This window comes from Tardiphaga sp. (assembly GCF_044336785.1).
GTDB lineage: Bacteria > Pseudomonadota > Alphaproteobacteria > Rhizobiales > Xanthobacteraceae > Tardiphaga.
Map to the genome: position 1 here is coordinate 17,078 of NZ_JBIIOT010000006.1, position 24,240 is coordinate 41,317.

Here is a 24,240-nt window from a genome sequence, read left to right on the forward strand (position 1 = left end):
GACTGGATTGCTTCGTCGCTACGCTCCTCGCAATGACGGGTGTATATGATGGCCATCGACAACAAGCAGGCAGTGTAGACTTTGCTGGATCGAACGCTCCCTGATGGACGACGGGACGCTGGCGGCTCACCGTCGCACAACTCCGATACGTCCGACGAAACCGCGTCCGGCGGCTGGCGCCGTCCGCTCGATTGGCTGCGCAGTGTCCGGCAGTTCTTCGTTACGCTCACCTTTTCGAGCCTGACGCGCCGCATCGTTTCGCTCAATCTTGCCGGCCTGTGCGCCCTCGTCGCCGGCGTGCTCTATCTCTCGCAGTTCCGCGCCGGCCTGATCGATGCACGCGCGCAGAGTTTGCTGACGCAAGCGGAAATCATCGCCGGCGCCATTGCGGCATCCGCGACGGTTGAAACCAACACCATCACCATCGATCCCGATCGCCTGCTGGATCTCAAGCCGGGCGAGAGCTATGGCGCGCCGGACGAATTCAACAATCTCGATTTCCCAATCAATCCCGAGCGCGTCGCCCCGGTGCTGCGCCGGCTGATCTCGCCGACCAAGACCCGCGCGCGCATCTATGATCGCGACGGCGTGCTGCTGCTCGACAGCCGCAGCCTTTACGGCCGCGGCGACGTGCTGCGCTTCGAGCTGCCGCCGCCGACCACCGAGAAGCCGGGCCTGCTGGAAAAAACCACCATCGCCATCCGTACCTGGCTCAATCGCGGCGACCTGCCGCTCTATCGCGAGCTCGGTCCGGAAAACGGCAATGGCTATCAGGAAGTCCAGCAATCGCTGAGCGGCATCAAGAACAGCATGGTGCGCATCAACGAGCGCGGCGAGGTCATCGTCTCGGTCGCCGTGCCCGTGCAGCGTTTCCGCGCCGTGCACGGCGCCTTGATGCTCTCCACCCAGGGCGACGACATCGACCAGATGGTCACTGCCGAGCGCCTCGCGATCCTGAAAGTATTCGCCGTCGCCATGGCGGTCATGGTCGTGCTGTCGCTGCTGCTCGCCTCGACCATCGCCGGCCCGGTGCGTCGCCTCGCCGACAGTGCCGAGCGCGTCCGTCGCCGCATTCGCACGCGCGTCGAGATTCCTGACTTCACCGATCGCCGCGACGAGATCGGCCATCTCTCAGGCGCGCTGCGCGACATGACCGGTGCGCTTTATAACCGCATCGAGGCGATCGAGATGTTCGCCGCCGACGTCTCGCACGAATTGAAGAACCCGCTGACCTCGCTGCGCTCCGCGGTCGAAACGCTGCCGCTGGCGAAAAATGAGAACAGCCGTGCCCGCTTGCTCGAAGTGATCGAGCACGACGTTCGCCGCCTCGATCGTTTGATCTCGGATATTTCCGACGCCAGCCGCCTCGATGCCGAGCTGCAGCGCAACGACGTTGCCCCCGTCAATATTCGCACGCTGTTGAATACGCTGACCGCCATCGCCAACGAGACCAAGCTCGGCCACGATGTCGGCGTCGAGGTCCGTTTCGAAGGCGCGGCCAGCGATACGTTCTCCGTGCCCGGCCATGACTCGCGGCTCGGCCAGGTCATCACCAATCTCGTCACCAACGCACAATCCTTCTCCGAACCCGGTGGCAAGGTGCGGATTGCCTGCCGCCGCCTGAAGGCGAAGATCGAGATCGTGGTAGACGACGACGGTCCCGGCATCGGCCCGGATGCGCTGGAGCGCATCTTCGAGCGCTTTTACACCGACCGGCCGCATCAGGGCTTTGGCCAGAATTCCGGCCTCGGCCTGTCGATCTCCAAACAGATCGTCGAAGCCCATGGCGGCACCATCTGGGCCGAGAACCGCATCGGCGCCGCCAGTTCCGATGGCGAGGTGCCGGTGCTCGGCGCCCGCTTCGTGGTGCGGTTGCCAGCCACATGACCGCCCCCCATATCAGCGTCCACGCGTCGGCCGTCCTCGTGGGCGACCGGGCGGTGCTGATCCGGGGCCCATCCGGCTCCGGCAAATCGCGGCTGGTGTTCGACCTGATCCTGGCTTCCCAGTCCGGCCAGATCCCGGAAGCCATGCTGGTAGCCGATGACCGTGCTTTTCTGGAAGCAACCGACGACGGACGGCTCCGGGTTCGCCCGGCCCCTGAATTAGTTGGCTTGCTGGAAATCCGCGGGTTGGGTATCAGGCGCCTCGACTGTGCCACCGCCGCCATCGTGGGGCTGGTGGTCGATCTAGACGCGACCGATGCGGCACGGCTCCCGGAGCCGGAAGCGCTGCAAATCAGGCTTCAAAACGTTGAACTTCCCCGAATCCCGGTTGGATCCGGCTTCTCTCCGCTACCATTAGTGGTGGCGCATCTGACAACAACCGAGGGCACATCGTCGCTGCGACCATAGCGCGATTGCCCGAAGGGAATTGGTAACCATATTAGTCCCACACTCGCCACCGACGAGACCCGCCTGAGGCTCCCCCCGACAAAGGTCGTATTTTAAGGGAGTTTCGCGAAGACTCCCCTTGCAAGGGGGCTCTGGATGGTCAAAGTGGCGCTTTCGTGCGGCGCACCATACGCGTCCACGAGGAGTTTCCGATGATTGGTCTGGTACTTGTGACCCATGGGCGCCTTGCCGACGAGTTTAAGGCGGCGCTCGAACACGTAATGGGTCCTCAACAACAAATCGAAGCCGTGACGATCGGAGCGGAAGATGACTCCGATCTGTGTCGCAGCGACATCATTGAAGCCGTCAACCGCGTCGATAGCGGCGATGGCGTTGCTATCCTCACTGATATGTTTGGCGGCACGCCGTCGAACCTCGCGATCTCCTGCATGAGCCGGCCGAAGGTCGAAGTGCTCGCAGGTATCAATCTGCCGATGCTGGTGAAGCTCGCCAAGGTCCGCGAAGAGCGCACGCTCCCCGACGCCATCGCCATGGCTCAGGAAGCTGGCCGCAAATACGTCACCATCGCCAGCCGCGTGCTCGCCGGCAAATGAGCGACACTCTCTCCCGCGAACTGCCCATCACCAACAAGCGTGGCCTCCACGCCCGCGCCTCCGCCAAATTCGTGCAGATGGTGGAGAAGTTCAGCGCCGACATTACCGTGACGCGCAATGGCGAGACCGTCGGCGGCACCTCGATCATGGGCCTGATGATGCTCGCTGCCGGTATCGGCACCAGCATCGTGGTCACAGCCAAAGGCCCGGAAGCTCAGGAAGCGCTGGACGCCATCTCGCAGCTCGTGATCGACAAGTTCGGCGAAGAGTAAGCCTCACTTCTCTCCGGCCGGCGGCACGAAATACACGTGCCAACGCGACGAAATTCCCGACTGCCCCTGGAAGAACCTGCGCGTCGAGATCACCACGCGCTCCGCGCCCGCGGCATTCTCCTTCATCCACGTCTCGCAGGCCTCGAACCGGGCATCGGCCGGATCGCAAATCCCGATATAGCCGGCGCGCTTGGTCTCTTCGAACGACAGCAATCCGGAACCGACCTTTTCATTGGGCACGAAGGGCAACGGATGATCGACGCTGTAGAACGTCATCTGGTCCGCCACCTCGACATAACCGACCACCGCGCTCCAGCGCGCATGCGCACGGGTGTGCCACATCTCCGTCAGCTGTTTGGCGAGCTGCGAATAGGACACATGTTCGAAATTGCCATTCGCGTCGCGCGGCATGCTTGCAATCGCGATCTGTGGTGCAAGGCCCAGCGTGATCAGCGACAACAGCAGCCATACTGCCGCAATCCTAGGCAATGCCACGCGCGGCATCCGCAGTGACGGGATCGCAATGAAAGCGAGCGGCACCAGGAAGAACAGCGAGATGCCCCAGTCGGTCTTGATGTAGATATCGAAGAAGAGCGCCCCGATCGGCGGCCCAATGGCGACGATGGCCTGGAGCAGCCAGATATTCAGCGCCTGATCGCGATTGACGGACGGATTGTTCTGGATCGACCAAGGGCGCACCACGAAGCCATGTGGATCGCGCGCCGCCCGTGACCACCAGCGTGGCGCCCAGGCGAGCACCGCTGCGGCAATCGCCAGCGGCAGAAGCAGCAGCGCGACATTGTGTCCGACATAGCCCCAGACCAGCTGCAGACTCTGCCACTTCGAGGCAATCACATAATGGCCGCTCGCATAAAGGAAGGGCGCATATTCGACGCTACGCACCCAGTCGATATGCGGCAGCAGCGCCGCCACCATGGTGACGATGGCCAACCACGGTGCCGGTGAGCGCAGGAACAGCATCCGCTGCGGATGGATCAGCGCGGCAAGGCCGACGGCGCCGATCATTGTCACCACCCAATATTTGCACATCAGGGCCGCTGCACCGGCAATGCCCAGCAGCACGCCGGAGCGGATCGTGCGCTTCTCGAACGCATGCAGATAGGCCAGCACCAGCAGCGGCAAGGTGATCAGCTGCACGAGATCGGCATTGAACTTGAAACCCTTGAAATTGAAGATCGGATAGAGCGCGACCATCACCAGCACGAAAAAGGCCCGGCGATGATCGACCACGCGCAGCGCGATGGCCCAGCAGGCGATCATGCCGATACCGACCGTGGCCATGGCCAGCGCATAGGAGGCCCAATCGGTGGTCGGGAAGACGCTGAACCAGACGCCTGCGATCCAGCCCGACAGCGGTGGATGCTTGCCATAGCCGAGCAGGAACTTCTGGCCCCAGGCATAGGCTTCCGAGACGTCGAAATGCACGTCCTGCGCCGCCTTCACCTGGGTCAGGATGGCGGTCCAGAGCACCGCATGCGCGATGGTGAAGCCGACCACCAGCACCGGCGCCAGCTGCGGATCGATCGCCCAGGCGACCACGCGCGCGGCACCCCGGCGGAGCCTCGCAACGAGGCTGCGGCGTTTCACGGGGGCAGCGATGGGGGAAGATGCGCGAGGAGACTTGGGCCTTTTCATGAGGCTCTGCCTAGCCTGTTTTCCCAGCGAGTGAAATCAGAATGCCTTGAGGAAATTGTAACCGGGAACGGCCTTGTGAAACCTCCGGAAAAGCCCCATTTCGGTTGCCGCATCAGGGCCCGGATGCTATCCCGCGCGGATGACAACCTCCCCGATTTCGAACGTCCGCAACTTCTCCATCGTCGCCCATATCGACCATGGCAAGTCGACCCTGGCCGACCGCCTGATCCAGATCACCGGCGGCTTGCAGGCGCGCGAGATGAAGGAGCAGGTGCTGGACTCGATGGACATCGAGCGCGAGCGCGGCATCACCATCAAGGCCCAGACCGTCCGCCTGCATTACAAGGCCAAGGACGGCAAGGATTACATCTTCAACCTGATGGATACGCCCGGCCACGTCGACTTCGCCTATGAGGTTTCCCGCTCGCTGGCCGCCTGCGAAGGCGCGCTGCTGGTGGTCGACGCCTCCCAGGGCGTGGAAGCGCAGACGCTGGCCAATGTCTATCACGCCCTCGATGCCAATCTCGAAATCGTCCCGGTATTGAACAAGGTCGACCTGCCCGCCGCCGAGCCCGACCAGGTCAAGAAGCAGATCGAGGACGTCATCGGCATCGATGCCTCGGATGCGGTGATGATCTCGGCGAAAACGGGTCTCGGCGTGCCCGATGTGCTGGAAGCCATCGTCCACCGCCTGCCGCCGCCGCAGGGCGACCGCGATGCCACCCTGAAGGCGCTGCTCGTTGATAGCTGGTACGACGTCTATCTCGGCGTCGTCGTGCTCGTCCGCGTCGTCGACGGCGTGCTCAAGAGGGGCTCACGCGTCCGCATGATGGGCACCAACGCGGCCTATGACATCGAGCGCGTCGGTTACTTCACGCCCAAGATGGTCAATGTGGACGAACTCGGCCCGGGCGAGATCGGCTTCATCACCGCCGCCATCAAGGAAGTCGCCGACACCCGCGTCGGCGACACCATCACCGATGACAAGAAGCCGATCACCGAGATGCTGCCGGGCTTCAAGCCCGCGGTCCCCGTCGTGTTCTGCGGTCTCTTTCCGGTGGATGCCGACGACTTCGAGACGCTGCGCGGCGCCATGGGCAAGCTGCGCCTGAACGACGCATCGTTCTCGTTCGAAATGGAAACCTCCGCCGCGCTCGGCTTCGGTTTCCGCTGCGGCTTCCTGGGCCTGCTGCATCTGGAAATCATCCAGGAGCGACTCAGCCGCGAATTCGATCTCAACCTGATCGCCACCGCACCGTCGGTGATCTATCACATGTATCTGACCGACGGCACCGAGATCGAGATCCACAATCCGATCGACATGCCGGATGTGGTGAAGATCGCGGAGATCCACGAACCGTGGATCGAGGCGACGATCCTCACGCCCGACGAATATCTCGGCTCTGTGCTTAAGCTGTGCCAGGAGCGCCGCGGCAATCAGAAAGAACTCACTTACGTCGGCAGCCGCGCGATGGTGAAATATGAGCTGCCGCTCAATGAAGTGGTGTTCGATTTCTACGATCGCCTGAAGTCGATCTCGAAGGGCTACGCCTCGTTCGACTATCACCTCACCGACTACCGCGCCGCGGATCTCGTCAAGATGCAGATCCTCGTCAACGCCGAGCCGGTCGATGCGCTCTCGATGCTCGTCCATCGCACCCGCGCCGAAGGCCGCGGCCGCTCCATGGTCGAGAAGATGAAGGAGTTGATCCCGCCGCACATGTTCGTCATCCCGATCCAGGCGGCGATCGGCGGCAAGGTGATTGCCCGCGAAACCGTCCGCGCGCTGCGCAAGGACGTGACCGCGAAGTGCTATGGCGGCGACATCAGCCGCAAGCGCAAACTTCTGGAGAAGCAGAAGGAAGGCAAGAAGAAGATGCGGCAGTTCGGCAAGGTCGACATCCCGCAAGAAGCGTTCATTGCCGCGCTGAAGGTGGATAGCTGAGGCGACGGCGCGAATTTACCCGCATCGGTTGAATTTTTCATGCCAGGTGCTACATTCACTGCATGTCCAAGATCTTAAACAAGCCAGGATTTAGGTCTCCCCGCACGTCTGAGGAACGCGCGCGGCTGCGGGCACAAGGGCTACGTCCGGTTCAACACTGGGTACCAGACCTCCGCGATCCCCAAATTCTTGCCCAACTCCGCGACGAAGGCGCCCGGCTGTCTCAACATCCCGGGAACGACGTGATCGACGCTTGGCTCGACGAGGTGCGCGATCTGGATGGCTGGAGGTGAAGCGTGGGGATGTGGTGCTCATTGTCGCGCAAGGCGACATAGGCAAACCACGTCCCGCTGTCATCGTTCAAGCCGACGAGCTCGGTGGCGAGACCGGCGCGGTGCTCGTCTGCCCGATGTCATCCGACATCGCCGACTTCAAACTCACCCGTCCAGTAGTCCAACCTGATCAATTTAATGGCCTGCATTTTCCGTCACAGATCATGACGGACAAGCTGAGTGCGATCCCACGTTCGCGTGTCCGGCAAGTGATCGGAGTTATCGACCAGAATACATCCGATCAGTTGAACGGCGCTCTGCTGATGGTCCTCGGGCTGTCTCGCTAAAAGAAGCCAAACGTCGCCACCCAATTTCCCCCTTGCCTCCCCGCCCGCTCCCCCGCATTCTCTCCCCACGACGCCGAAAACGGCGCGTTTGAAAAATCGGGGAGGACTTCATGACCGCGCATCGTGCGCTGGCGGCGACGTTTGCCGTCTCACTGCTTTTCGGCACCGCTCACGCCCAGCAGCCCGCAACACCCAGTAACGCCCCGCTCAAGATCGGCCTCATTGCCGATTTCGCGTCGGTTTATGCCGATATCGGCGGCCAGGGGAATGTCGAGGCGGCCAAGATCGCGATCGAGGAATTCGGTGGCAAGATGTTCGACAAGCCGATCGAACTCGTCACCGCCGATCCGTTGAACAAGGCCGACGCGGCGGCGACCATCGCGCGCCGATGGTACGAGGCCGAGGGCGTCGACATGATCATCGACCTGCCGACCTCCGCCACGGCACTTGCCGCAATGGAGATGTCGAAGCAGTTCGAGAAGATCATGATCGTCACCGATGCGGCGTCATCGGACATCACCGGCAAATCCTGTTCGCCCTATACCGCGCACTGGACCTATGACACCTATGGCAATGCCCAGACCGTCGGCAGCGCCATCGTCAAGCAGGGCGGCGATAGCTGGTACTTCATCACGGCCGACTATCTGTTCGGCCATTCCATCGAACGCGACACCGGCGACGTGATTCGCAAGGCCGGCGGCAAGATTGTCGGCAGCTCCAAGCATCCGCTCAACACCGCGGATTTCTCGTCCTTCCTGCTGCAGGCGCAGTCGTCCAAGGCAAAAATTGTCGGCATGGCCAATGGCGGTGGCGACACCATCAACACCATCAAGCAGGCCTCGGAATTCGGCATCGTCGCCGGCGGCCAGAAGCTCGCGGGCATCGTGATGTTCATCTCGGACATCCACTCCCTCGGCCTCAAGATGGCCCAGGGCCTGATCATCACCGAGGCCTATTACTGGGATCTCAATGATCGCACCCGCGCCTTCGGCAAGAAGTTCTATGACAAGATGAAGCGGATGCCGACCATGAACCAGGCCGCGACCTATAGCGGCGTGCTGCATTATCTGAAGTCGGTGCAGGCCGCCGGCACCCGCGCCACCAAGCCGGTGCTCACCAAGATGCGCGAAACGCCGATCCGCGATGCGTTCACCGACAACGGCGTGCTGCGCGAGGACGGCCGCATGGTGCACAGCATGTTCCTGCTGGAAGTGAAGAAGCCGGAAGAGTCGAAATATCCGTGGGACTATTACAAGGTCCTCGCCGAAGTCCCCGGTGACCAGGTATTCCGCCCGATGAAGGACGGCGGCTGCCAGTATGTGAAGAAGGACTGAGATTTGTGGTCCACAGTCTAGCTTCGTCATGCGCGGGCTTGTCCCGCGTATCCACGCCTTTCTCAATCCAGCAAAGACGTGGATGGCCGGGACAGGCCCGGCCATGACGGAGCTATATGCAACTGGCGCCCGCCTCTGAGCAGGTGAGGACCACCGGGCCACTACAGCGCGATCTGAAGGCGGTTCGCTTCGTCGCATTCAGAAGCCGCCGGAACGGCACAGCAGATCAACACTTCATCATCGGCGACCGCGGCTGTGGGCTCCTGCGTATAGGTGACAGCGCCTGCCAGTAGCTTTACCCTGCAGGTGCCGCAGTTCCCCGCGCGGCAACTGTAATCGGGACTCAGCCCTCGCGCCTCCGCCAGATCCAGCAGGGTGCCTGAATCCCGCGTCCAGCGCGCCTCCTTCAGGGATTCTGTAAACACCACATGCACTGGCACGGATGACGGCGGCCAATGCTCCGCCGCCATGCCCTGTCCGTCCAGCTGGCGCACCAGCGACGCCGGTCCGAACGCTTCCGCATGAATACGTGCATCCGGGATGTTGCGTGCCCGCAGCCCGTCATAGATCGCCTGCATGAATGGCGATGGTCCGCAAAGATAGACGTCGTAATCCTCGATCGGCATGAAGCGGGACAGCAACTCCGCATCGACACGTCCCGCGGCGTCATAATCGGCCACCTCTTCAGCATCGGAGACGTCGCCGAGAACCCGGAGAATGCGCACCGCGCCGCCGGCCGCATGCTCTAGTTCATCGAGCTCCCGCGTGAAGGCGCGGTCCTTTTTTGAACGAGCCGCCTGAACGACGATCGTGGGCCGCACGTTCCGCTTCCGCAGCCCCTCATAGACCACGTGTTTCAACATTGCGAGCATCGGCGTGATGCCGATGCCGGCACCGACGAGCACCACCGGCCCCGGCTCCGTGGGATCGATGGTGAAATCACCGCCTGGCGCTCTCGCCTCGATGATATCGCCCAGCCTGATGTGATCGTGTAGCCATTGCGACACCACTCCATCGCGCTTCACGCTGATGCGATAGGCGTGATCGGAGGGCGCAACCGAGAGCGTATAGGTTCGGATGGTCATCTTGTCCGCGCCACCGACCGACAGCCTGATCGGAAGATACTGACCGGCCCGATGTGGAAGGAGGCCGACACCGTCGGCAGGCTGCAAATGAAACGACCGTATCGTTGCGCTCTCATCGAAAATCTGCGCGACCTTGAATGGCCGCCACTTGGTCGCAAGCTCTGCTGCCTTCAGGCGATCGGCCGCTTGCTGCCAGTCACCGGTCATCAGCGACGCCGGCGACGCACCCGTCACCTGCGACGACCAACGCAGCGCCAACGCGCCGCGCCGGACGATGACGCGGCGTGGCTTGAACGTCCAAAGGCGTTCGGCCCCTTGAAATGCCGCAATCTCCGGCGAGTCGAGCACCACCTTCGCCTCACCCGTCATCTGCAGGACATCGCCGGTCCCATAGTCGGCGAACATCACGCCGGCTTTTCCGTTCAGCAGGATATTGCCCAGCGTCGCAAAAAACAGGTTGCCGGCAAAATCAGGGATGGTGAGCGTGCCGTCGTCATTGATGCGCACAAAGCCAGGCCTGCCGCCACGGCTCGACACATCGACCTGCCGCCGATCCTCGCGCTCCACATAGGAGGCGACAAAAAACATATCCGACGCTTCGATCATGCCACGCGTATGCGCATCGAGTATTGCGCTCTCTTCGACATGTCCCGTGAAAGCCTCGCGCGGATCGCGGGCGAACTCGTAATCCCGGAGCTGGATGTAACGCGGGCAATTACCAAAGCTTTGATCCACGTCGAATTGAATCGCACCATCGACCGATGGCCCGACGATCCCATTCACCCGGTTTCGTCGCCGGGTATGCATCTCGATCCCGAGAAGCCCAATCGCGTCGCCCTCGCGAACACCTGCGCTGGCGGGATCACTGGGATCTCGCAGAGCGTCGATGGTGAGTGACTGTGCCGTCGGCGACGAGATGAATCCAGGCTGGCCAATGGCGAATGTCGCCCAGGCGTCGCCGGCGCCATCCACGCTGCCCAGTGCGATGAACGGAATCTGCGCATAGAAGTCGCGATGCTGGGCCGGCATGTAATCACGCACCACGCGCTTGCCGACCTCGTCCATCTGATCAGAGACGCCCAATTGCTGCTGGATCGCCTTCTCGCCGGCGTGCCAGATATCGAGTTTCGTCAGCGACTGCAGCTCTGCCATCGGTCCATCCTCACGAAGAGACACCGGACATATGCCTTCATACGCCCGGCAATCGCCATCAAGCCGCGGCCGACAGGCCAGCTTGTGTCTTGGCGAAAGGGACAAAACCTGGAAGAGCCTCGACCCGACGCAGGAACGCATTGACACCAGGATAGCCGGACAGATCGACATTTCCCTCCGGAGCGCTCGCGATATAGCTGTAGAGCGCGACATCGGCGATCGTCGGGCCGTTACCGACGAGCCAGTCGCGGCCGGCCAGATGTGCCTCGATCCGCGCGAGCAGGATATGTGCACGTGCAATCACTTCATCCGGATTGAAGCGGGCACCAAAGACAGTGATCAGCCGTGCCGCCGCAGGCCCGTAAGCGAGTTCTCCCGCTGCAACAGACAGCCAGCGCTGAACGGCAGCACTACCTTTTGCATCTTCCGGAAGCCACTGGCTTTGGCCGGATTTTTTCGCGAGATAGACGAGGATGGCGTTGGAATCTGAGATGATCGTTCCGTCGTCATCGAGCACCGGCACCTGGCCGAACGGATTGAGCGCCAGAAATTCAGGTGTCTTGTGTGCGCCGGCGGCCAAATCGACCTCGATCAATTCATGGGGCAAACCGAGCAGCGAAACGAACAGATGCGCGCGATGGGCGTGACCCGACAATGGAAAGTGATAAAACTTCATGGAAGCAGTCCCTGAATTGATGGACGGGTCTATTCCCGTTCCGCCAGTCCAAACTGCTTCATGACCCGCCCGGAGAGAATGCGCGGCCGACGCACTTCATTATTGCACAAGATGAAATGATCGGGCTGTCGACGGGCCGAACCGCCACAAGTCAAGCGCAAAGCAGATCACGCGACTTGTGCGCAGTCCCGCTGGTCGCCGCCATTCAGCGTCATCGCCTGCGCGCGCAACAATTGGATGATTTCATCATTCGGTCGCGCGCGGCTGAACAGAAACCCCTGCCCTTCGTGGCAGCCCTCATTCCGGAGGCAGGCAAGCTCTTCCTCGGTCTCAACGCCTTCGGCGGTGATCGTGACGCCGAGGCCCATACCGAGATTGATGATCGACGACACGATCGCCTGCGCATCGCGATTGGCGCCGAGATCGCGCACAAAGGACTGGTCGATCTTGATCTTGTCGAACGGGAAGCTGCGGAGATAGCTCAGCGACGAATAACCGGTGCCGAAATCGTCCATCGAGATCCGCACGCCGAGCGCACGCAGCGCATGCAGCGTCGCCAGCACCTGATTGCTCTTTTCGAGCAGAAGCGTTTCGGTGATTTCCAGCTCGAGCCGGCGCGGCGGCAGGCCGGATTGCTTCAGCGCATCCATCACCACCGAGAGCAGATTGCCGACCCGGAACTGCAGCGGCGACAGATTGACAGCGACCCGCACTTCATCGGGCCAGCGTGCCGCGTCGTTGCAGGCGCGGCGCAAAATCTGCGCGCCCAGCGCATTGATCAGGCCGGTGTCTTCCGCCACCGGAATGAACTCACCGGGCGAGATCATGCCATGTTCAGGATGCGGCCAGCGCACCAGCGCCTCGCATCCCGTGATGCGGCCGGTCTTCAGATCGATGAGGGGTTGATAATAGGGCCGGAGTTGATCGTCCTGGATCGCGGCGCGCAGATCGTTCTCGATCTTGCGGCGCGCCTGCGCCTTCGCATCCATGCCGGTTTCGAAGAAGCTGAAATTGCCGCGCGTATCGTTCTTGGCGCGCGATAGCGCCATATCGGCATTTTTCAGCAGCCGTTCGGATTCATCGCCATCGCCCGGCGCCATGGCGATACCGACGCTGGCGCCGATCACCACCGAATTTCCATCGAGCAGGAAGGTCTCGCCGATCGCATCCAGCAGGCGGCGCGCCAGTAGCGCGGCATCTTCGGGACGATGGATGCCGGTCTGGATGATCGCGAATTCGTCAGAGTTCAGACGTGCCAGCGCATCCTCTTCGCGCAAGGACGAGCGCAACCGCCGCGCGACGCCGCGCAGCAGCTTGTCGCCGATCTCGTGGCCGAGCGAATCGTTGACACCCTTGAAGTTATCGATGCCGAGAAACAGCACCGCGAGCTTCTCGCCGCTGCGGCGGACATGGGACAGCGTCTCGTCGAGCCGCTGGCGCAGCAGATTGCGGTTCGGCAGGCCGGTCAGCGAGTCATGATGCGCCATGAAGGCCAGCCGCATCTCGGCGCGCTTGCGCTCGGTAATGTCCATCAGCGCCAGCATCACGGCGGGCTGCTCGTTATAGACGAGCTGGCGGGAATAGATGGCGAGATCGATCAGCTCGCCATCGGCCTTGACGTGCTTCCACGTCCGCGCCGCCTGCTCGTCGGCCACATGCTCGCCAACCCATGGCGGCGTGGCCTCAAAAGCCTGCAACTGACGGATCGTCAGCTTCTCGAATTCCGCACGCGTATAGCCATAGTGTTCTGCCGCCGCATCATTGACGCTGAGGATGCGTTCATCTGCCAACGCGCAGACGATCATCGGCACCGGATTGCTTTCGAACAGCAGGCGGAACGACGCCTCGCGTTGTTTCAGTTCGGTGATATCGACGCGCAGACCGACCACGCCACCGTCTTCGGTCAGCCGTTCTTCGATCAGGATCACACGGCCGTCGGCGAGCTTCTGTTCATGGCGCTCGCCGGGATGAAACATCTTATCGACGCGCTCGGCGATCCACTCATCCTCGCGGCCAAGCGCCTCCGGATAATCACCACGTTCCACGCCAACGCGGATCGTGTCCTGCAGCCGGGCCCCCGGCGCGAACTGATCGGAACTGCGGTTATAGATCTCGGCGTATTTCTTGTTCCAGAGGATGTAGCGCCCCTCGGCGTCCAGGAACACGATGCCCTGCGGCAGCAGATCGATGGCTTCGCGCAGCCGCTCGTGCGACTTGCGGGCATCGACAATGGCCGCATCGGCCTGGGCGCGCTGACGCGCAAGTTCGCCGATCACGCCGATGGATCTCGGCGCGGCTGAAAATGGCGTCTTGGCAACACCCCTCGCGCGGTTGAAGCGCGGTTTGTGCGATGCCTTCAGTCCAGTCTTTTTGGGCCGGTCCTTCGGCATCCAGATTTTACTCGCATCCTGCGTGCGACATTATGTTCCGAAGTCTCTGAAGAAACGGTATCAGCAACCGCAACAACCCCACGGGATTACCGCAATCACTGCGCGAATGACCACAGTATCTGCACACACAACGGGCAAGCCCGTGCGCGATGCACTAACAGCTGGTTAATTCCAATCTCGGCAGCGTCTCAGAGCGGAGCATCCGACCATTCCTGCTCTTCGCGAGGGCTGACGGCAGCCATTGAATGCTGCGATGAATCAGCAGCAAAAAATCGCGCCACACGGGAGGATGGTGAATGCCTGGTAAACATCCTGCGAGCCAGAAGCGCTGCGCTGACTTGTCGTCGGGCTCGGCTATAGTCCAGGCATGAGCTCCCGCCTGATTCTCAGCCTTATCCTGCCACTTGCCCTCGCTTCAGCGTCCACCAGCGCGCTGGCGCAGACCAAAGGCACGGTCGATCCAAGGCCGCTGCCCGCGCTCGCCAATCCCAACGATCCCGCGACACCGGCCAAGGAGCTGTTCGGCCGCAAGGCGCTGCCAACCCGCTCGGCGCCGCAGGTCATCGGCTTTTACGCCAAAGGCTGCATCGCCGGCGCCGAGGCACTGGCACTGAACGGCCCGACCTGGCAGGTGATGCGGCTGTCGCGCAACCGCAACTGGGCGCATCCGCAGATGGTCGAGCTGGTCGAGCGCGTCTCCGCCAAGGCAAACCGTGTCGCGGGCTGGCCGGGCATTCTGGTCGGCGACATGTCGCAGCCACGCGGCGGGCCGATGCTCACCGGTCATGCCAGTCACCAGATCGGCCTCGATGCGGATATCTGGCTGACGCCGATGCCGAACCGGCAACTCTCACGCAACGAGCGTGAGGAGATGTCAGCTGTGATGATGGTCCGCAAGGATCGCCTCGACATCGATCCTGCCACCTGGACGCCGAGCCATCTGCCGGTGATCCGCGCAGCCGCGCAGGAGCCGAGCGTCGAGCGCATCTTCGTCAATGCCGCGATCAAGAAGGCGCTGTGCCGCGAGGCAAAGGGCGATCGCAGCTGGCTCTCCAAGGTGCGACCGATGTACGGCCACGACTATCACTTCCACATCCGCATCAAGTGCCCCGCCGGCGCCGCCGATTGCGAATCCCAGCCACCGCCGACCGCAAGCGAAGGCTGCGCGGCCGGCGATCTCGCCTACTGGTTCAGCGACGCCGTGCTGCATCCAAAACCCCCGCCGGTGCCGCCGAAGCCGAAGCCGCCAATGACGCTGGCCGACATGCCTGCAGCTTGCCGGCAGGTTTTGAACGCACCATAGTCCGTCCCAAATCAAAGGAGATTCCCATGCGCATCAGTGCACGCAACCAGATCAAGGGCACCGTCCTCGAAGTCACCAAGGGCGCCACCACCTCCCATGTCCGCGTCGATATCGGCGGCGGCCAGGTCGTCACCTCGTCGATCACCAATGAAGCCGTCGCCGACCTCGCCCTCAAAGTTGGCGGCAAGGTGATCGTCGTCGTGAAAGCCTCGGACGTCATGATTGCGGTGGATTGATCATGCACGCGCGTCTGATTGTCGCGCTTGCTCTGCTGAGCGCGGCGCCCGCATGGGCGGCCGAGCCAAGCGGCTGCGACAAATTCAAGTGGCCGATCGACAAAGAGCGTGCCGCACTGATGTCACAAGATCGCCTCAAGACGGCCTCTGGAAATGAGCTCGAAATCCCCGCAAAAGCGGCTCTGGAGCTCAAGAATCCGACCGATGCGAAGCTGCCGCGCGCACCCGAACGCAAACCGAAAGACGGCACGTTTGCGGGCTTCGTGAAATTCAAAGCTCCCCCAAAAGCCGGTGCCTATTCGATCAGCCTGTCCTCCAATGCATGGATCGATGTGATCCAGGACGGCGAACAGTTGAAGCCGATGGAATTCAGCGGCGCCACCGATTGCGCCGGCATTCGCAAGGTGGTCAAGTTCGATCTCTCCGGTGGCCCGTTCGCCGTGCAGATTTCCGGCGCGTCAGAAACAAGCATCAACGTCGCGGTGCTGCCCGCAGAATAGCGCAAGGGGCCTTTACCCCTCAGAGCCGCCTGAGTAATGTCGCGGCGCGATATCCCGGATGGACCGTAAGTCCCCGGGATTGCCGGAACGGCGCTTCCGCCTGTCGCTCATCCCACCTCACCAACGCCTGAGCTGCGCGCCTTTCGGGCTGCGCTCACGCATGGAGCGCCAATATGAAACGCATTGCCGGACTTTTCGCCGCTGTCTCGATCCTGCTCGGATCGAGTTTCACGCCTGTCCATGCGCAGGACAAGAGCCTGACCGTCTTCGCCGCCGCCTCGATGAAGAACGCGCTCGACGAACTCAACGCCGCCTATACGGCCAAGTCAGGCGTCAAGGTGACGTCCAGCTACGCCGCAAGCTCTGCGCTCGCCAAGCAGATCGAACAGGGCGCGCCAGCCGACATCTTCATCTCCGCCGACCAGGAATGGATGGACTATTCGGTCGGCAAGAAGGACATCAACGAAGCCTCGCGCGTGAGCCTGCTCGGCAACAGCATCGTTCTGATCGCCGGCAAGGATTCCAAGCTCGCCAATGTCACCATCGGCCAGGGTTTTGACCTCGCCAAGCTCGCCGGCGACGGCAAGATCGCCACCGGCGACGTGAAGTCGGTGCCCGTTGGCAAATATGCCAAGGCCGCACTGGAAAAGCTTGGCAGCTGGACCGCGGCAGAACCGAAATTCGCAATGGCCGAAAGCGTGCGCGCTGCGCTGACGCTGGTGTCCCGCGGCGAGGCACCGCTCGGCATCGTCTACGCGACTGACGCCAAGATCGATCCGGGCGTGAAGGTCATCGGCACCTTCCCGGCGGACTCGCATCCGGCAATCGTCTATCCGGCGGCAGCGACCGCCAAGGCCAAGAGCGAAGCCGCCGACTATATGGCTTTCCTGAAAAGCTCGGCGTCGAAGACCGTGATGGAGAAATACGGCTTCACCTTCCTGGCCAAGCCGACCAGCTGACGTGTTCGATATCACTCCCGAAGAATGGACGGCGATCCTGCTTTCGATCAGGGTCGCCGTGATCGCAACCCTGATCTCGACCCCGCTCGGCATCGCCGTGGCGTGGCTGCTGGCGCGCCGTGATTTTTGGGGCAAAGCTTTCATCGATGCCTTTATCTATTTGCCTCTGGTGCTGCCGCCCGTTGTCACCGGCTATTTGCTGCTGATCATGCTCGGCAAGCGCGGCGTGCTCGGTTCGTTTCTCGCCGAACATTTCGGCATCGTCTTCGCCTTCCGCTGGACCGGCGCAGCACTGGCTTGCGGCGTGATGTCATTTCCGCTGCTGGTGCGCCCGATCCGGCTATCCATCGAAGCCGTCGATCGCAAACTCGAACAGGCGGCGAGCACGCTTGGCGCATCGCCGTGGAAGGTTTTCATCACCGTAACGCTGCCGCTCGCATTGCCTGGTGTTCTCGCCGGCATGGTGCTCGGCTTTGCCAAGGCCATCGGCGAATTTGGCGCGACTATTACCTTTGTCTCAAATATTCCTGGCGAGACCCAGACGATCTCGTCGGCAATCTATTCACTGATCCAGACGCCAGACGGTGACGCTGCGGCGTCGCGTCTTGTGATCATCTCGATCAGCATCGCGGTCATCGCTCTGATCCTCTCGGAATGGTTCGCGCGCCGCGCGACGCAACGTCTGCATGGCAACTGACATGCTGCGAGTGGAAGTTTTCAAACAACTCGGCGACTTTTCGGTGGACGTCGCCTTCACCAGTGAAGGCCGTGTCACCGGCCTGTTCGGCTCATCCGGCGCCGGCAAAACATCGCTGATCAGCATGATCGCCGGTCTCGTGCAGCCTGACCGTGGCATCATCGCCATGGACAAGGCCGTTCTCTACGACCGCAGCAAGAATATCGACCTGCCCGCGCATCGGCGCCGTATCGGCTATGTCTTTCAGGACGCCCGCCTGTTTCCGCATCTGAGCGTGGCGCAGAATCTCGACTACGGCCGGCGTATGAACCATCTGACGCGCGATGCGGCGGAAGAAGATCGTATCACTGCGATGCTGGATATCGGCCATCTGCTGACGCGCCGTCCGGGTGGCCTCTCTGGCGGCGAACGCCAGCGTGTCGCGCTCGGCCGGGCATTGCTGGCGCAACCGCGATTACTGCTGCTGGACGAACCGCTCGGGGCTCTGGACGAAGCACGCAAGGCCGAGATCATGCCCTATCTGATCCGCCTGCGCGACGAAGGCGATGTGCCGATGGTGCTGGTCAGCCACGATGCCGACGAGATGCGGCAGTTGGCAACGAATGTGGTGTTGCTGAAGGGCGGCCGGGTGGCAGGGCATGGCGGCATGGAGGTGCTGCCGCGCTGGCAGCCGGCAACGTAAGCTCTACGCTCCCGACAATCCCGCCAAGGTTCGCTTCAGCTTGACGCGAAAGACCTGTGCCCGGCTCAACCGCGGCAATGGCTCCGGCTCGTCTTCCGGCAGACGCAGACCGACCACATTCACACGGCCGCCGCCAAGGCTGCGGGCGACGAGATCGATCGTATCAATCGGCACGGCCGCCCCGACTTTCGGCGCGCGGTCGAGATGAATGTCGAAATAATCCGCCAGCGTCAGCGAGGCCTGCGCGGGATCGATGGCAATGCCATAGATTGCAGCGAGATCGCCGAGCGTAGTCTCGCCGGGCACCATGAAGTCGCCGAGCAGATGCGGATCCGGCGCCGTGCTCGGCGGCATATCGACGAAGAATCGGTCGAGCGATTCCGCTTTTTCCGGCGGCGCCAGCAGATAGAGATAATCACCAGCGGCCACCGGGGCGGCCTCCTCCGGCGTCAGGATCTGCTCGTCGCGGATCACAAGCGTCGGCTTCGACCAGGACGGGATCAGGCCGCGCTTGAGATACAGGCTCTTCGGCCGGACCGAATAACCCACCAGCTGTTGCTCGAGCTGACCAGGCAGATCCAGCTCGATACGTCGCGGCCCACGATCGGTGCGCGGCAGCGCCACATGCAGCAGGCGGGCGGCATAACCCAGCGTCCAGCCCTGAAACAGCAGCGAGATGATAACCACGACGAACGCGACGTCGAAATACAAATGCGCATTGGGCAACCCGACCAGCATCGGGATCGAGGCCAGGAAGATCGCCACCGCGCCCCGCAGGCCGACCCAGGAGACGAACGCCTTTTCCCGCCAGTTGAACCGGAATGGCTGCAAACAGAGAAAGACCGCCAACGGCCGAGCCACCACCATCAGCACCACCGCCACAGCGATGGCCGGCAGGATGCTGCTCACCAGCCGCTCGGGCGACACCAGCAGGCCCAGCATCACGAACATCACGATCTGCGCCAGCCAGGTGGCGGCGTCGAGAAAGGTGACCACCGAATTATGCGCGCGGGTCGGCCGGTTGCCGATCACCATGCCGGCAAGATAGACGGCGAGGAAGCCGGAGGCATGAGCGATCTGGGCGAGGCCAAAGATCACCAGCGCTGCGGTGCAGACAAAGGGCGCATGCAGGCCCTGCGGGAGCGCCACGCGGTTCATCGCCATCACCACCAACAAGCCACCGACCATGCCGATCAGCGTGCCAAGCACGGATTCCTGCAGGAATTCCATCACCACGTGGCCGGCGGAGGCATCGCCAAGCGACAGCAGTTTCACCAGCGTCAGGGTAAGAAACACCGCGAAAGGATCATTGGTGCCGGATTCCACTTCCAGCATGGCGCCGACGCGTGGACGCAGACGCAGGCCCTGCGCGTGCACCAGCAAGAACACGGCTGCAGCATCGGTGGAGGCGATGACGGCCCCGGTTAGCAGGCCCTCGGTCCAGCTCATGCCCAGCGTGTATTTGGCGACCGGTGCCGTGATCAGCGCCGTGAGCAACACGCCCACCGTCGCCAGCATCATCGATGGCGCCAGCACCGTCTGGATCGCCTTGAAGTGTGTTTTCAGCCCGCCGTCGAACAGGATCAGCGCCAGTGACACTGAGCCGACCACATAGGCCGTTTTCACGTCATCGAAATGCAGGCCGCCGGGGCCGGCCTCGCCCGCCGCCATGCCGATGAACAAGAAAAACAGCAGCAATGGTGCGCCGAAGCGCAGCGCGAGCAAGCTCGACAGGATGCCCGCCATGACGAGCACGGCGCCGAGCAGGATCGCGATACTGACTGAGTCGAGCGAGGCCATGTGTCTCCGAAGGCAGAAAGACTAGCAAATCCATGCTTATCGTCGCGATGACGCGGCGCCAAACAATTTCTGCCCGAGGTTGGACTGTAGGTATAATTACTGCGATGTGGTGGCTCGAGGGCAACGCCGCAATGGCGCCGCCAAGGCGGCTGTGTGAATCTCTGCCTCATTCGAATCAAATATATCCGCGAGCGCCCTTCAATGTTCGATCTGACCGATGCTCATACATTCGTCCTCGAAACGGCGAAGTCGCTAGGCGCAGAATTTTCGTCGCCTTGGTTCTATCTCCAATTCGGCCTCATGCTGGCCGCTGCCGGCATCGCGGCAGGCATCGGCTCGTTGGTGCGCGCGAAAATCGATCTGACATCGCTGGTGATGGGATGGCCGGGGCCGCTGCGGATGTTCATCCGCGTGCTGATCGACAGTATATCGACCGCCGTTTTCGCGATCCTCACGATCATCGCCCGAGAACTCATGCTGAGCGCAACTTTGCCGAGCCGCAGCTATCTGCTCGCGGTCGTCGCAAAACTGGCGCTCGCCTGGCTGGTGATCCGGCTGGTGACCAGCATCATTCACAACCCGCTGATCGTGCGGCTGGTGTCGATCTCGGCCTGGTTTGTGGCCGCGCTGAGCATCCTCAATCTGCTGGCCCCGACCATCACCTTTCTCGACGGCCCCGGCATCGATCTCGGCGGCCTCAGGCTGACGCCGCTGCTGGTCATCAAGCTGGCCGTCCTGCTCGCACTGGCGCTGTGGGTGGCCAATATCATCAGCAATTTCCTCGAAGGCCGCATCCGGCAATCCCATGACCTGACGCCCTCGGTGCAGGTGCTGCTCACCAAGCTCGTGCGATTGCTGATGATGGTGTTCGCCGTGGCGCTCGTGATGGGGGCAGTCGGCATCAATCTCGCGGCGCTCGCGGTGTTTTCCGGCGCGGTCGGCGTGGGCATCGGCTTCGGCCTGCAGAAGATCGTCGCCAATTTCATCAGCGGCGTGATCCTCCTGGCAGACAAATCGGTGAAGCCTGGCGATCTCGTCACAATCGGCGACAGTTCGGGCCGCATCAGCGCGATGAACACGCGCTACATCTCGGTCGCCGCCGGCGACGGCCGCGAATTCCTGATCCCCAATGAGGACCTGATCACCAAGAAGGTCGTGAACTGGACCTATACGGACAAGGACACGCTGGTGAAGGTGAATTTCGGCACCAATTACGACGCCGATCCGCGCCTCGTCTGCCAGCTCGCCATCGACTGCGCCGCCGCTTCGCCGCGCGCTTCGGCTTTGAAGCCACCGAATTGCCTGCTTGGCGAATTCGCCGAAACCGGGATGCGCTTTTCGCTCACCTTCTGGATCGACTCGCCGGACGGAATGGACGCCGTGAAAAGCGACGTGATGCTGGCGCTGTGGGACGCCTTCAAGCGCGAAGGCATCCGCGTGCCCTACCCAGTGCGCGAGATCAAGATTAGCGGCGGCGCGCTACCGGTGGAGACGATCGCCGAAGTAACCGCCGGGCCGGAATAAGGCGATGAAGCTTCCACTCGACCTGGTGCCAGCGATACTCGTTCGCCGCTACAAACGCTTTCTCGCCGATGTCGAACTGGCCGACGGCAGCATCATCACCGCGCATGTGGCCAATCCCGGCGCGATGATCGGATTGCAGGCGCCCGGCGCGCGGGTGTGGCTGTCACTATCGACGAGCAAGACGCGAAAGCTGCCTTATTCATGGGAGTTGGTCGAAGCCGATTTCGGCAACGGGCCGGAGCTCGTCGGCGTCAACACGATCCATCCCAATGCCATCGTCGCCGAGGCGCTGGCGGAAGGTGCAATCCCGGAATTGACGGGCTACGCCTCGATTCGGCGCGAAGTGAAATATGGCGAGAAATCGCGCGTCGACTTCCTGCTTGAGCATTCTGATCGGCCGCCCTGCTATGTCGAGGTCAAGAATGTCCACATGATGCGCAAGCCGGGATTGGCCGAGTTTCCGGATTCGGTGACCGCCCGCGGCGCCCGGCATCTGGAGGAACTCGCCGCCATGGTGGCGCTTGGTGCACGCGCGGTGCTGCTGTTCGTGGTGCAGATCGGGTCGAGCCAGCGGGTCGCCGTCGCCCGAGACATCGATCCCGCCTATGGCCGCGCCTTCGACAAGGCTCGCGCTGCGGGCGTCGAGGTCCTGGCCTATACCTGCGCAATCGACCACGGCAGCATCGTCTTGGCCCGAAAAGTGGTGATCGAACCGTGACTTGGCGGGGGCATCACGCTCACCCGTGAAGCACGACAGGGCAGCTTTGGCTTGCGCTCAGCGCCCCGATCATTAGATTAGGGCGCATCATCCCATTGTCACAGAACCAGAATTTCCCATGAGCTACACCGACGCCTCCGACACCGCCCTGCGCAAGACCGGGCAGATCAAACTGCACGGCGAATCGGCGTTTGCGGCCATGCGCAAGGCCGGTGCGCTGGTGTCGGAATGCCTGGATGCGCTCACCGATCTGGTCAAGCCCGGCCTCATGACCTCGGCGATCGACGATTTCGTCCGCGAATTCGCCTTCAGCCACGGCGCCTTCCCGGCGACGCTGATGTATCGCGGTTATCGCTTCTCCACCTGCACCTCGATCAACCACGTGGTCTGCCACGGCATGCCGGAGGCACGCGCGCTGAAGGAAGGCGACATCGTCAATATCGACGTCACCTTCATCGTCGATGGCTGGTATGGCGACTCAAGCCGCATGTATGGCGTCGGCGAACTGCCGCGCAAGGCGGAGCGGCTGGTCGAGGTGACCTATGAATCGATGATGCGCGGCATCGCGGCAGTAAAGCCGGGCAACACCACCGGCGATATCGGCCATGCGATCCAGAGCTTTGTCGAACCGCAGGGCATGAGCGTGGTGCGCGATTTCTGCGGCCACGGTCTTGGTCGCCTGTTCCATGACGAACCGAACATCATCCATGTCGGCCGCCCCGGCGAAGGCGTGACGCTGCGCCCAGGCATGTTGTTCACGATTGAACCGATGATCAATCTCGGCAAGCCGCATGTGAAAGTGCTGTCCGACGGCTGGACCGCGGTGACCCGCGATCGTTCACTGTCGGCACAGTTCGAGCACACGGTGGGCGTGACGGAGACTGGCGTCGAGGTGTTTACCCTGTCCAAGCGCCATAACGAAAAGCTGCTAGGGGCCTGAGCTTCTCGATTGCGACACGCCGTCACGCATTTTTAGGTTGCAAACCCTGCCGAGCGCGGCATGCTCACGAACACGCATCAGCGAGTTCGCATGCCTGCCTCATCGAACAGCCTCCTGCCCGGCCTTTCCGAAGCGCCGCATTTTCACGGCCATCGCGACCGGCTCCGTGCGCGTTTCCGCAGCGCCGGTGCCGAAGCACTCAGTGACTATGAGCTATTGGAGCTGGTGCTGTTTCGAGCGCTGCCGCGGCGAGATGTGAAGCCACTGGCCAAGGCCTTGATCCAGGCTTTCGGCTCCTTCGCGGAAACCGTGCATGCGCCCGATGCGCGGCTGCGCGAGATCGGCGGTCTCGGTGAAGCCGCCATCACCGAAATCAAGCTGATCGCCGCCGCCTCCAGCCGTGTCGCCAAGGGCCAGCTCAAACAGCGCACCATGCTATCGTCATGGGCCACGGTGATCGACTATTGCCGCACGACCATGGCATTTGCCGACAAGGAGCAATTCCGCATCCTGTTTCTCGACAAACGCAATCAGCTGATCGCCGACGAGGTGCAACAAATCGGTACGATCGATCACACGCCGGTCTATCCGCGCGAAGTGGTGAAGCGCGCGCTGGAGCTATCGGCAACCGCGATCATCATGGTGCATAATCACCCCTCCGGCGATCCGACGCCGTCGCAGGCGGATATCCAGATGACCAAGGCGGTGATCGAAGTGAGCAAACCGCTCGGTATCGCGGTTCATGACCACATCATCGTCGGCAAGAATGGGCATGCGAGCTTGAAGGGAATGAAGGTAATCTGAC

The 24,240-nt window shown here is 62.2% G+C and carries 23 protein-coding genes; 18 read left to right on the top strand and 5 right to left on the bottom strand.

Features of this window, described 5'->3' with window-relative positions:
- The first annotated feature begins 81 nt into the window (after positions 1–81).
- The 4 genes from ACIQ2A_RS03105 to ACIQ2A_RS03120 all read left to right on the top strand — a co-directional run bounded on the left by ACIQ2A_RS03105 (position 82) and on the right by ACIQ2A_RS03120 (position 3,219).
- On the top strand, positions 82–1,887 hold the full coding sequence (locus ACIQ2A_RS03105; RefSeq protein ID WP_398475646.1) for a stimulus-sensing domain-containing protein: 1,806 nt from the start codon (positions 82–84) through the stop codon (positions 1,885–1,887).
- Entirely contained in the window at positions 1,884–2,354 is a 471-nt protein-coding gene (locus ACIQ2A_RS03110; RefSeq protein WP_398475648.1) for an HPr kinase/phosphorylase, read from the top strand. Before ACIQ2A_RS03105 ends, ACIQ2A_RS03110 begins: the two co-directional genes overlap by 4 nt.
- Positions 2,355–2,545: 191 nt before the next feature.
- The gene (locus ACIQ2A_RS03115; protein ID WP_211911731.1) at positions 2,546–2,947 is read left to right on the top strand and encodes a PTS sugar transporter subunit IIA; all 402 of its coding nucleotides are present in this window, start codon (positions 2,546–2,548) and stop codon (positions 2,945–2,947) included.
- A complete protein-coding gene (locus ACIQ2A_RS03120; protein ID WP_398475650.1) occupies positions 2,944–3,219 on the top strand; it encodes an HPr family phosphocarrier protein in 276 nt (91 codons plus the stop codon). The genes ACIQ2A_RS03115 and ACIQ2A_RS03120 overlap by 4 nt, the downstream gene beginning before the upstream one ends.
- A 3-nt stretch (positions 3,220–3,222) precedes the next feature.
- On the opposite strand, the gene ACIQ2A_RS03125 is transcribed toward ACIQ2A_RS03120, so the two are convergent.
- The gene (locus ACIQ2A_RS03125; RefSeq protein WP_398475652.1) at positions 3,223–4,827 is read right to left on the bottom strand and encodes a glycosyltransferase family 39 protein; all 1,605 of its coding nucleotides are present in this window, start codon (positions 4,825–4,827) and stop codon (positions 3,223–3,225) included.
- A gap of 187 nt (positions 4,828–5,014) precedes the next feature.
- Here ACIQ2A_RS03125 and lepA point away from each other — a divergent pair, with 187 nt between their 5' ends.
- From lepA to ACIQ2A_RS03145, 4 genes are all read left to right on the top strand, one after another.
- Positions 5,015–6,820 carry a translation elongation factor 4 gene (gene lepA / locus ACIQ2A_RS03130; protein WP_398475654.1) on the top strand — a complete coding sequence of 602 codons (1,806 nt, stop codon included), beginning with the start codon at positions 5,015–5,017 and terminating at the stop codon, positions 6,818–6,820.
- A 62-nt stretch (positions 6,821–6,882) separates the two neighbouring features.
- Entirely contained in the window at positions 6,883–7,113 is a 231-nt protein-coding gene (locus ACIQ2A_RS03135; RefSeq protein WP_398475656.1) for an antitoxin MazE family protein, read from the top strand.
- Positions 7,110–7,439, top strand: coding sequence for a type II toxin-antitoxin system PemK/MazF family toxin (locus tag ACIQ2A_RS03140; protein WP_398475658.1), 330 nt, complete (start codon positions 7,110–7,112; stop codon positions 7,437–7,439). The genes ACIQ2A_RS03135 and ACIQ2A_RS03140 overlap by 4 nt, the downstream gene beginning before the upstream one ends.
- A 110-nt stretch (positions 7,440–7,549) precedes the next feature.
- Positions 7,550–8,773, top strand: a complete 1,224-nt coding sequence (locus tag ACIQ2A_RS03145; protein WP_398475660.1) for an ABC transporter substrate-binding protein — start codon at positions 7,550–7,552, stop codon at positions 8,771–8,773.
- 161 nt (positions 8,774–8,934) lie between these two features.
- On the opposite strand, the gene ACIQ2A_RS03150 is transcribed toward ACIQ2A_RS03145, so the two are convergent.
- From ACIQ2A_RS03150 to ACIQ2A_RS03160, 3 genes are all read right to left on the bottom strand, one after another.
- Positions 8,935–11,010: a pyridoxamine 5'-phosphate oxidase family protein gene (locus ACIQ2A_RS03150; protein ID WP_398475662.1), complete on the bottom strand. Its 2,076-nt coding sequence runs from the start codon at positions 11,008–11,010 to the stop codon at positions 8,935–8,937.
- Positions 11,011–11,068: 58 nt separating this feature from the next.
- A complete protein-coding gene (locus ACIQ2A_RS03155) occupies positions 11,069–11,686 on the bottom strand; it encodes a glutathione S-transferase family protein (RefSeq protein WP_398475664.1) in 618 nt (205 codons plus the stop codon).
- A 167-nt stretch (positions 11,687–11,853) separates the two neighbouring features.
- On the bottom strand, positions 11,854–14,076 hold the full coding sequence (locus ACIQ2A_RS03160) for a putative bifunctional diguanylate cyclase/phosphodiesterase (protein ID WP_398475666.1): 2,223 nt from the start codon (positions 14,074–14,076) through the stop codon (positions 11,854–11,856).
- 367 nt (positions 14,077–14,443) lie between these two features.
- Here ACIQ2A_RS03160 and mepA point away from each other — a divergent pair, with 367 nt between their 5' ends.
- The 6 genes from mepA to modC all read left to right on the top strand — a co-directional run bounded on the left by mepA (position 14,444) and on the right by modC (position 18,453).
- Positions 14,444–15,379 carry a penicillin-insensitive murein endopeptidase gene (gene mepA, locus ACIQ2A_RS03165; RefSeq protein ID WP_398475668.1) on the top strand — a complete coding sequence of 312 codons (936 nt, stop codon included), beginning with the start codon at positions 14,444–14,446 and terminating at the stop codon, positions 15,377–15,379.
- Positions 15,380–15,405: 26 nt separating this feature from the next.
- The gene (locus tag ACIQ2A_RS03170) at positions 15,406–15,615 is read left to right on the top strand and encodes a molybdopterin-binding protein (protein ID WP_398475670.1); all 210 of its coding nucleotides are present in this window, start codon (positions 15,406–15,408) and stop codon (positions 15,613–15,615) included.
- 2 nt (positions 15,616–15,617) lie between these two features.
- On the top strand, positions 15,618–16,115 hold the full coding sequence (locus ACIQ2A_RS03175) for a hypothetical protein (RefSeq protein WP_398475672.1): 498 nt from the start codon (positions 15,618–15,620) through the stop codon (positions 16,113–16,115).
- A 173-nt stretch (positions 16,116–16,288) separates the two neighbouring features.
- Positions 16,289–17,074, top strand: a complete 786-nt coding sequence (modA, locus tag ACIQ2A_RS03180; RefSeq protein WP_398475674.1) for a molybdate ABC transporter substrate-binding protein — start codon at positions 16,289–16,291, stop codon at positions 17,072–17,074.
- A 1-nt stretch (position 17,075) separates the two neighbouring features.
- Positions 17,076–17,771 carry a molybdate ABC transporter permease subunit gene (gene modB / locus ACIQ2A_RS03185; RefSeq protein ID WP_398475676.1) on the top strand — a complete coding sequence of 232 codons (696 nt, stop codon included), beginning with the start codon at positions 17,076–17,078 and terminating at the stop codon, positions 17,769–17,771.
- A gap of 1 nt (position 17,772) precedes the next feature.
- Positions 17,773–18,453, top strand: coding sequence for a molybdenum ABC transporter ATP-binding protein (modC, locus tag ACIQ2A_RS03190; protein WP_398475678.1), 681 nt, complete (start codon positions 17,773–17,775; stop codon positions 18,451–18,453).
- Between the two features lie 3 nt (positions 18,454–18,456).
- Here modC and ACIQ2A_RS03195 read toward each other — a convergent pair whose 3' ends face one another.
- Positions 18,457–20,253: a potassium/proton antiporter gene (locus tag ACIQ2A_RS03195; protein WP_398475680.1), complete on the bottom strand. Its 1,797-nt coding sequence runs from the start codon at positions 20,251–20,253 to the stop codon at positions 18,457–18,459.
- 201 nt (positions 20,254–20,454) lie between these two features.
- Between ACIQ2A_RS03195 and ACIQ2A_RS03200 the strand changes: the two genes are divergently transcribed.
- The 4 genes from ACIQ2A_RS03200 (at position 20,455) to radC (ending at position 24,239) form a co-directional block, all read left to right on the top strand.
- Positions 20,455–21,777: a mechanosensitive ion channel family protein gene (locus tag ACIQ2A_RS03200; protein ID WP_398475682.1), complete on the top strand. Its 1,323-nt coding sequence runs from the start codon at positions 20,455–20,457 to the stop codon at positions 21,775–21,777.
- A gap of 4 nt (positions 21,778–21,781) precedes the next feature.
- Positions 21,782–22,495, top strand: coding sequence for a DNA/RNA nuclease SfsA (gene sfsA, locus ACIQ2A_RS03205; RefSeq protein ID WP_398475684.1), 714 nt, complete (start codon positions 21,782–21,784; stop codon positions 22,493–22,495).
- Between the two features lie 118 nt (positions 22,496–22,613).
- The gene (gene map, locus ACIQ2A_RS03210; protein ID WP_398475687.1) at positions 22,614–23,435 is read left to right on the top strand and encodes a type I methionyl aminopeptidase; all 822 of its coding nucleotides are present in this window, start codon (positions 22,614–22,616) and stop codon (positions 23,433–23,435) included.
- 90 nt (positions 23,436–23,525) lie between these two features.
- On the top strand, positions 23,526–24,239 hold the full coding sequence (gene radC, locus ACIQ2A_RS03215) for a DNA repair protein RadC (protein ID WP_398475689.1): 714 nt from the start codon (positions 23,526–23,528) through the stop codon (positions 24,237–24,239).
- Position 24,240: the final 1 nt, after the last annotated feature.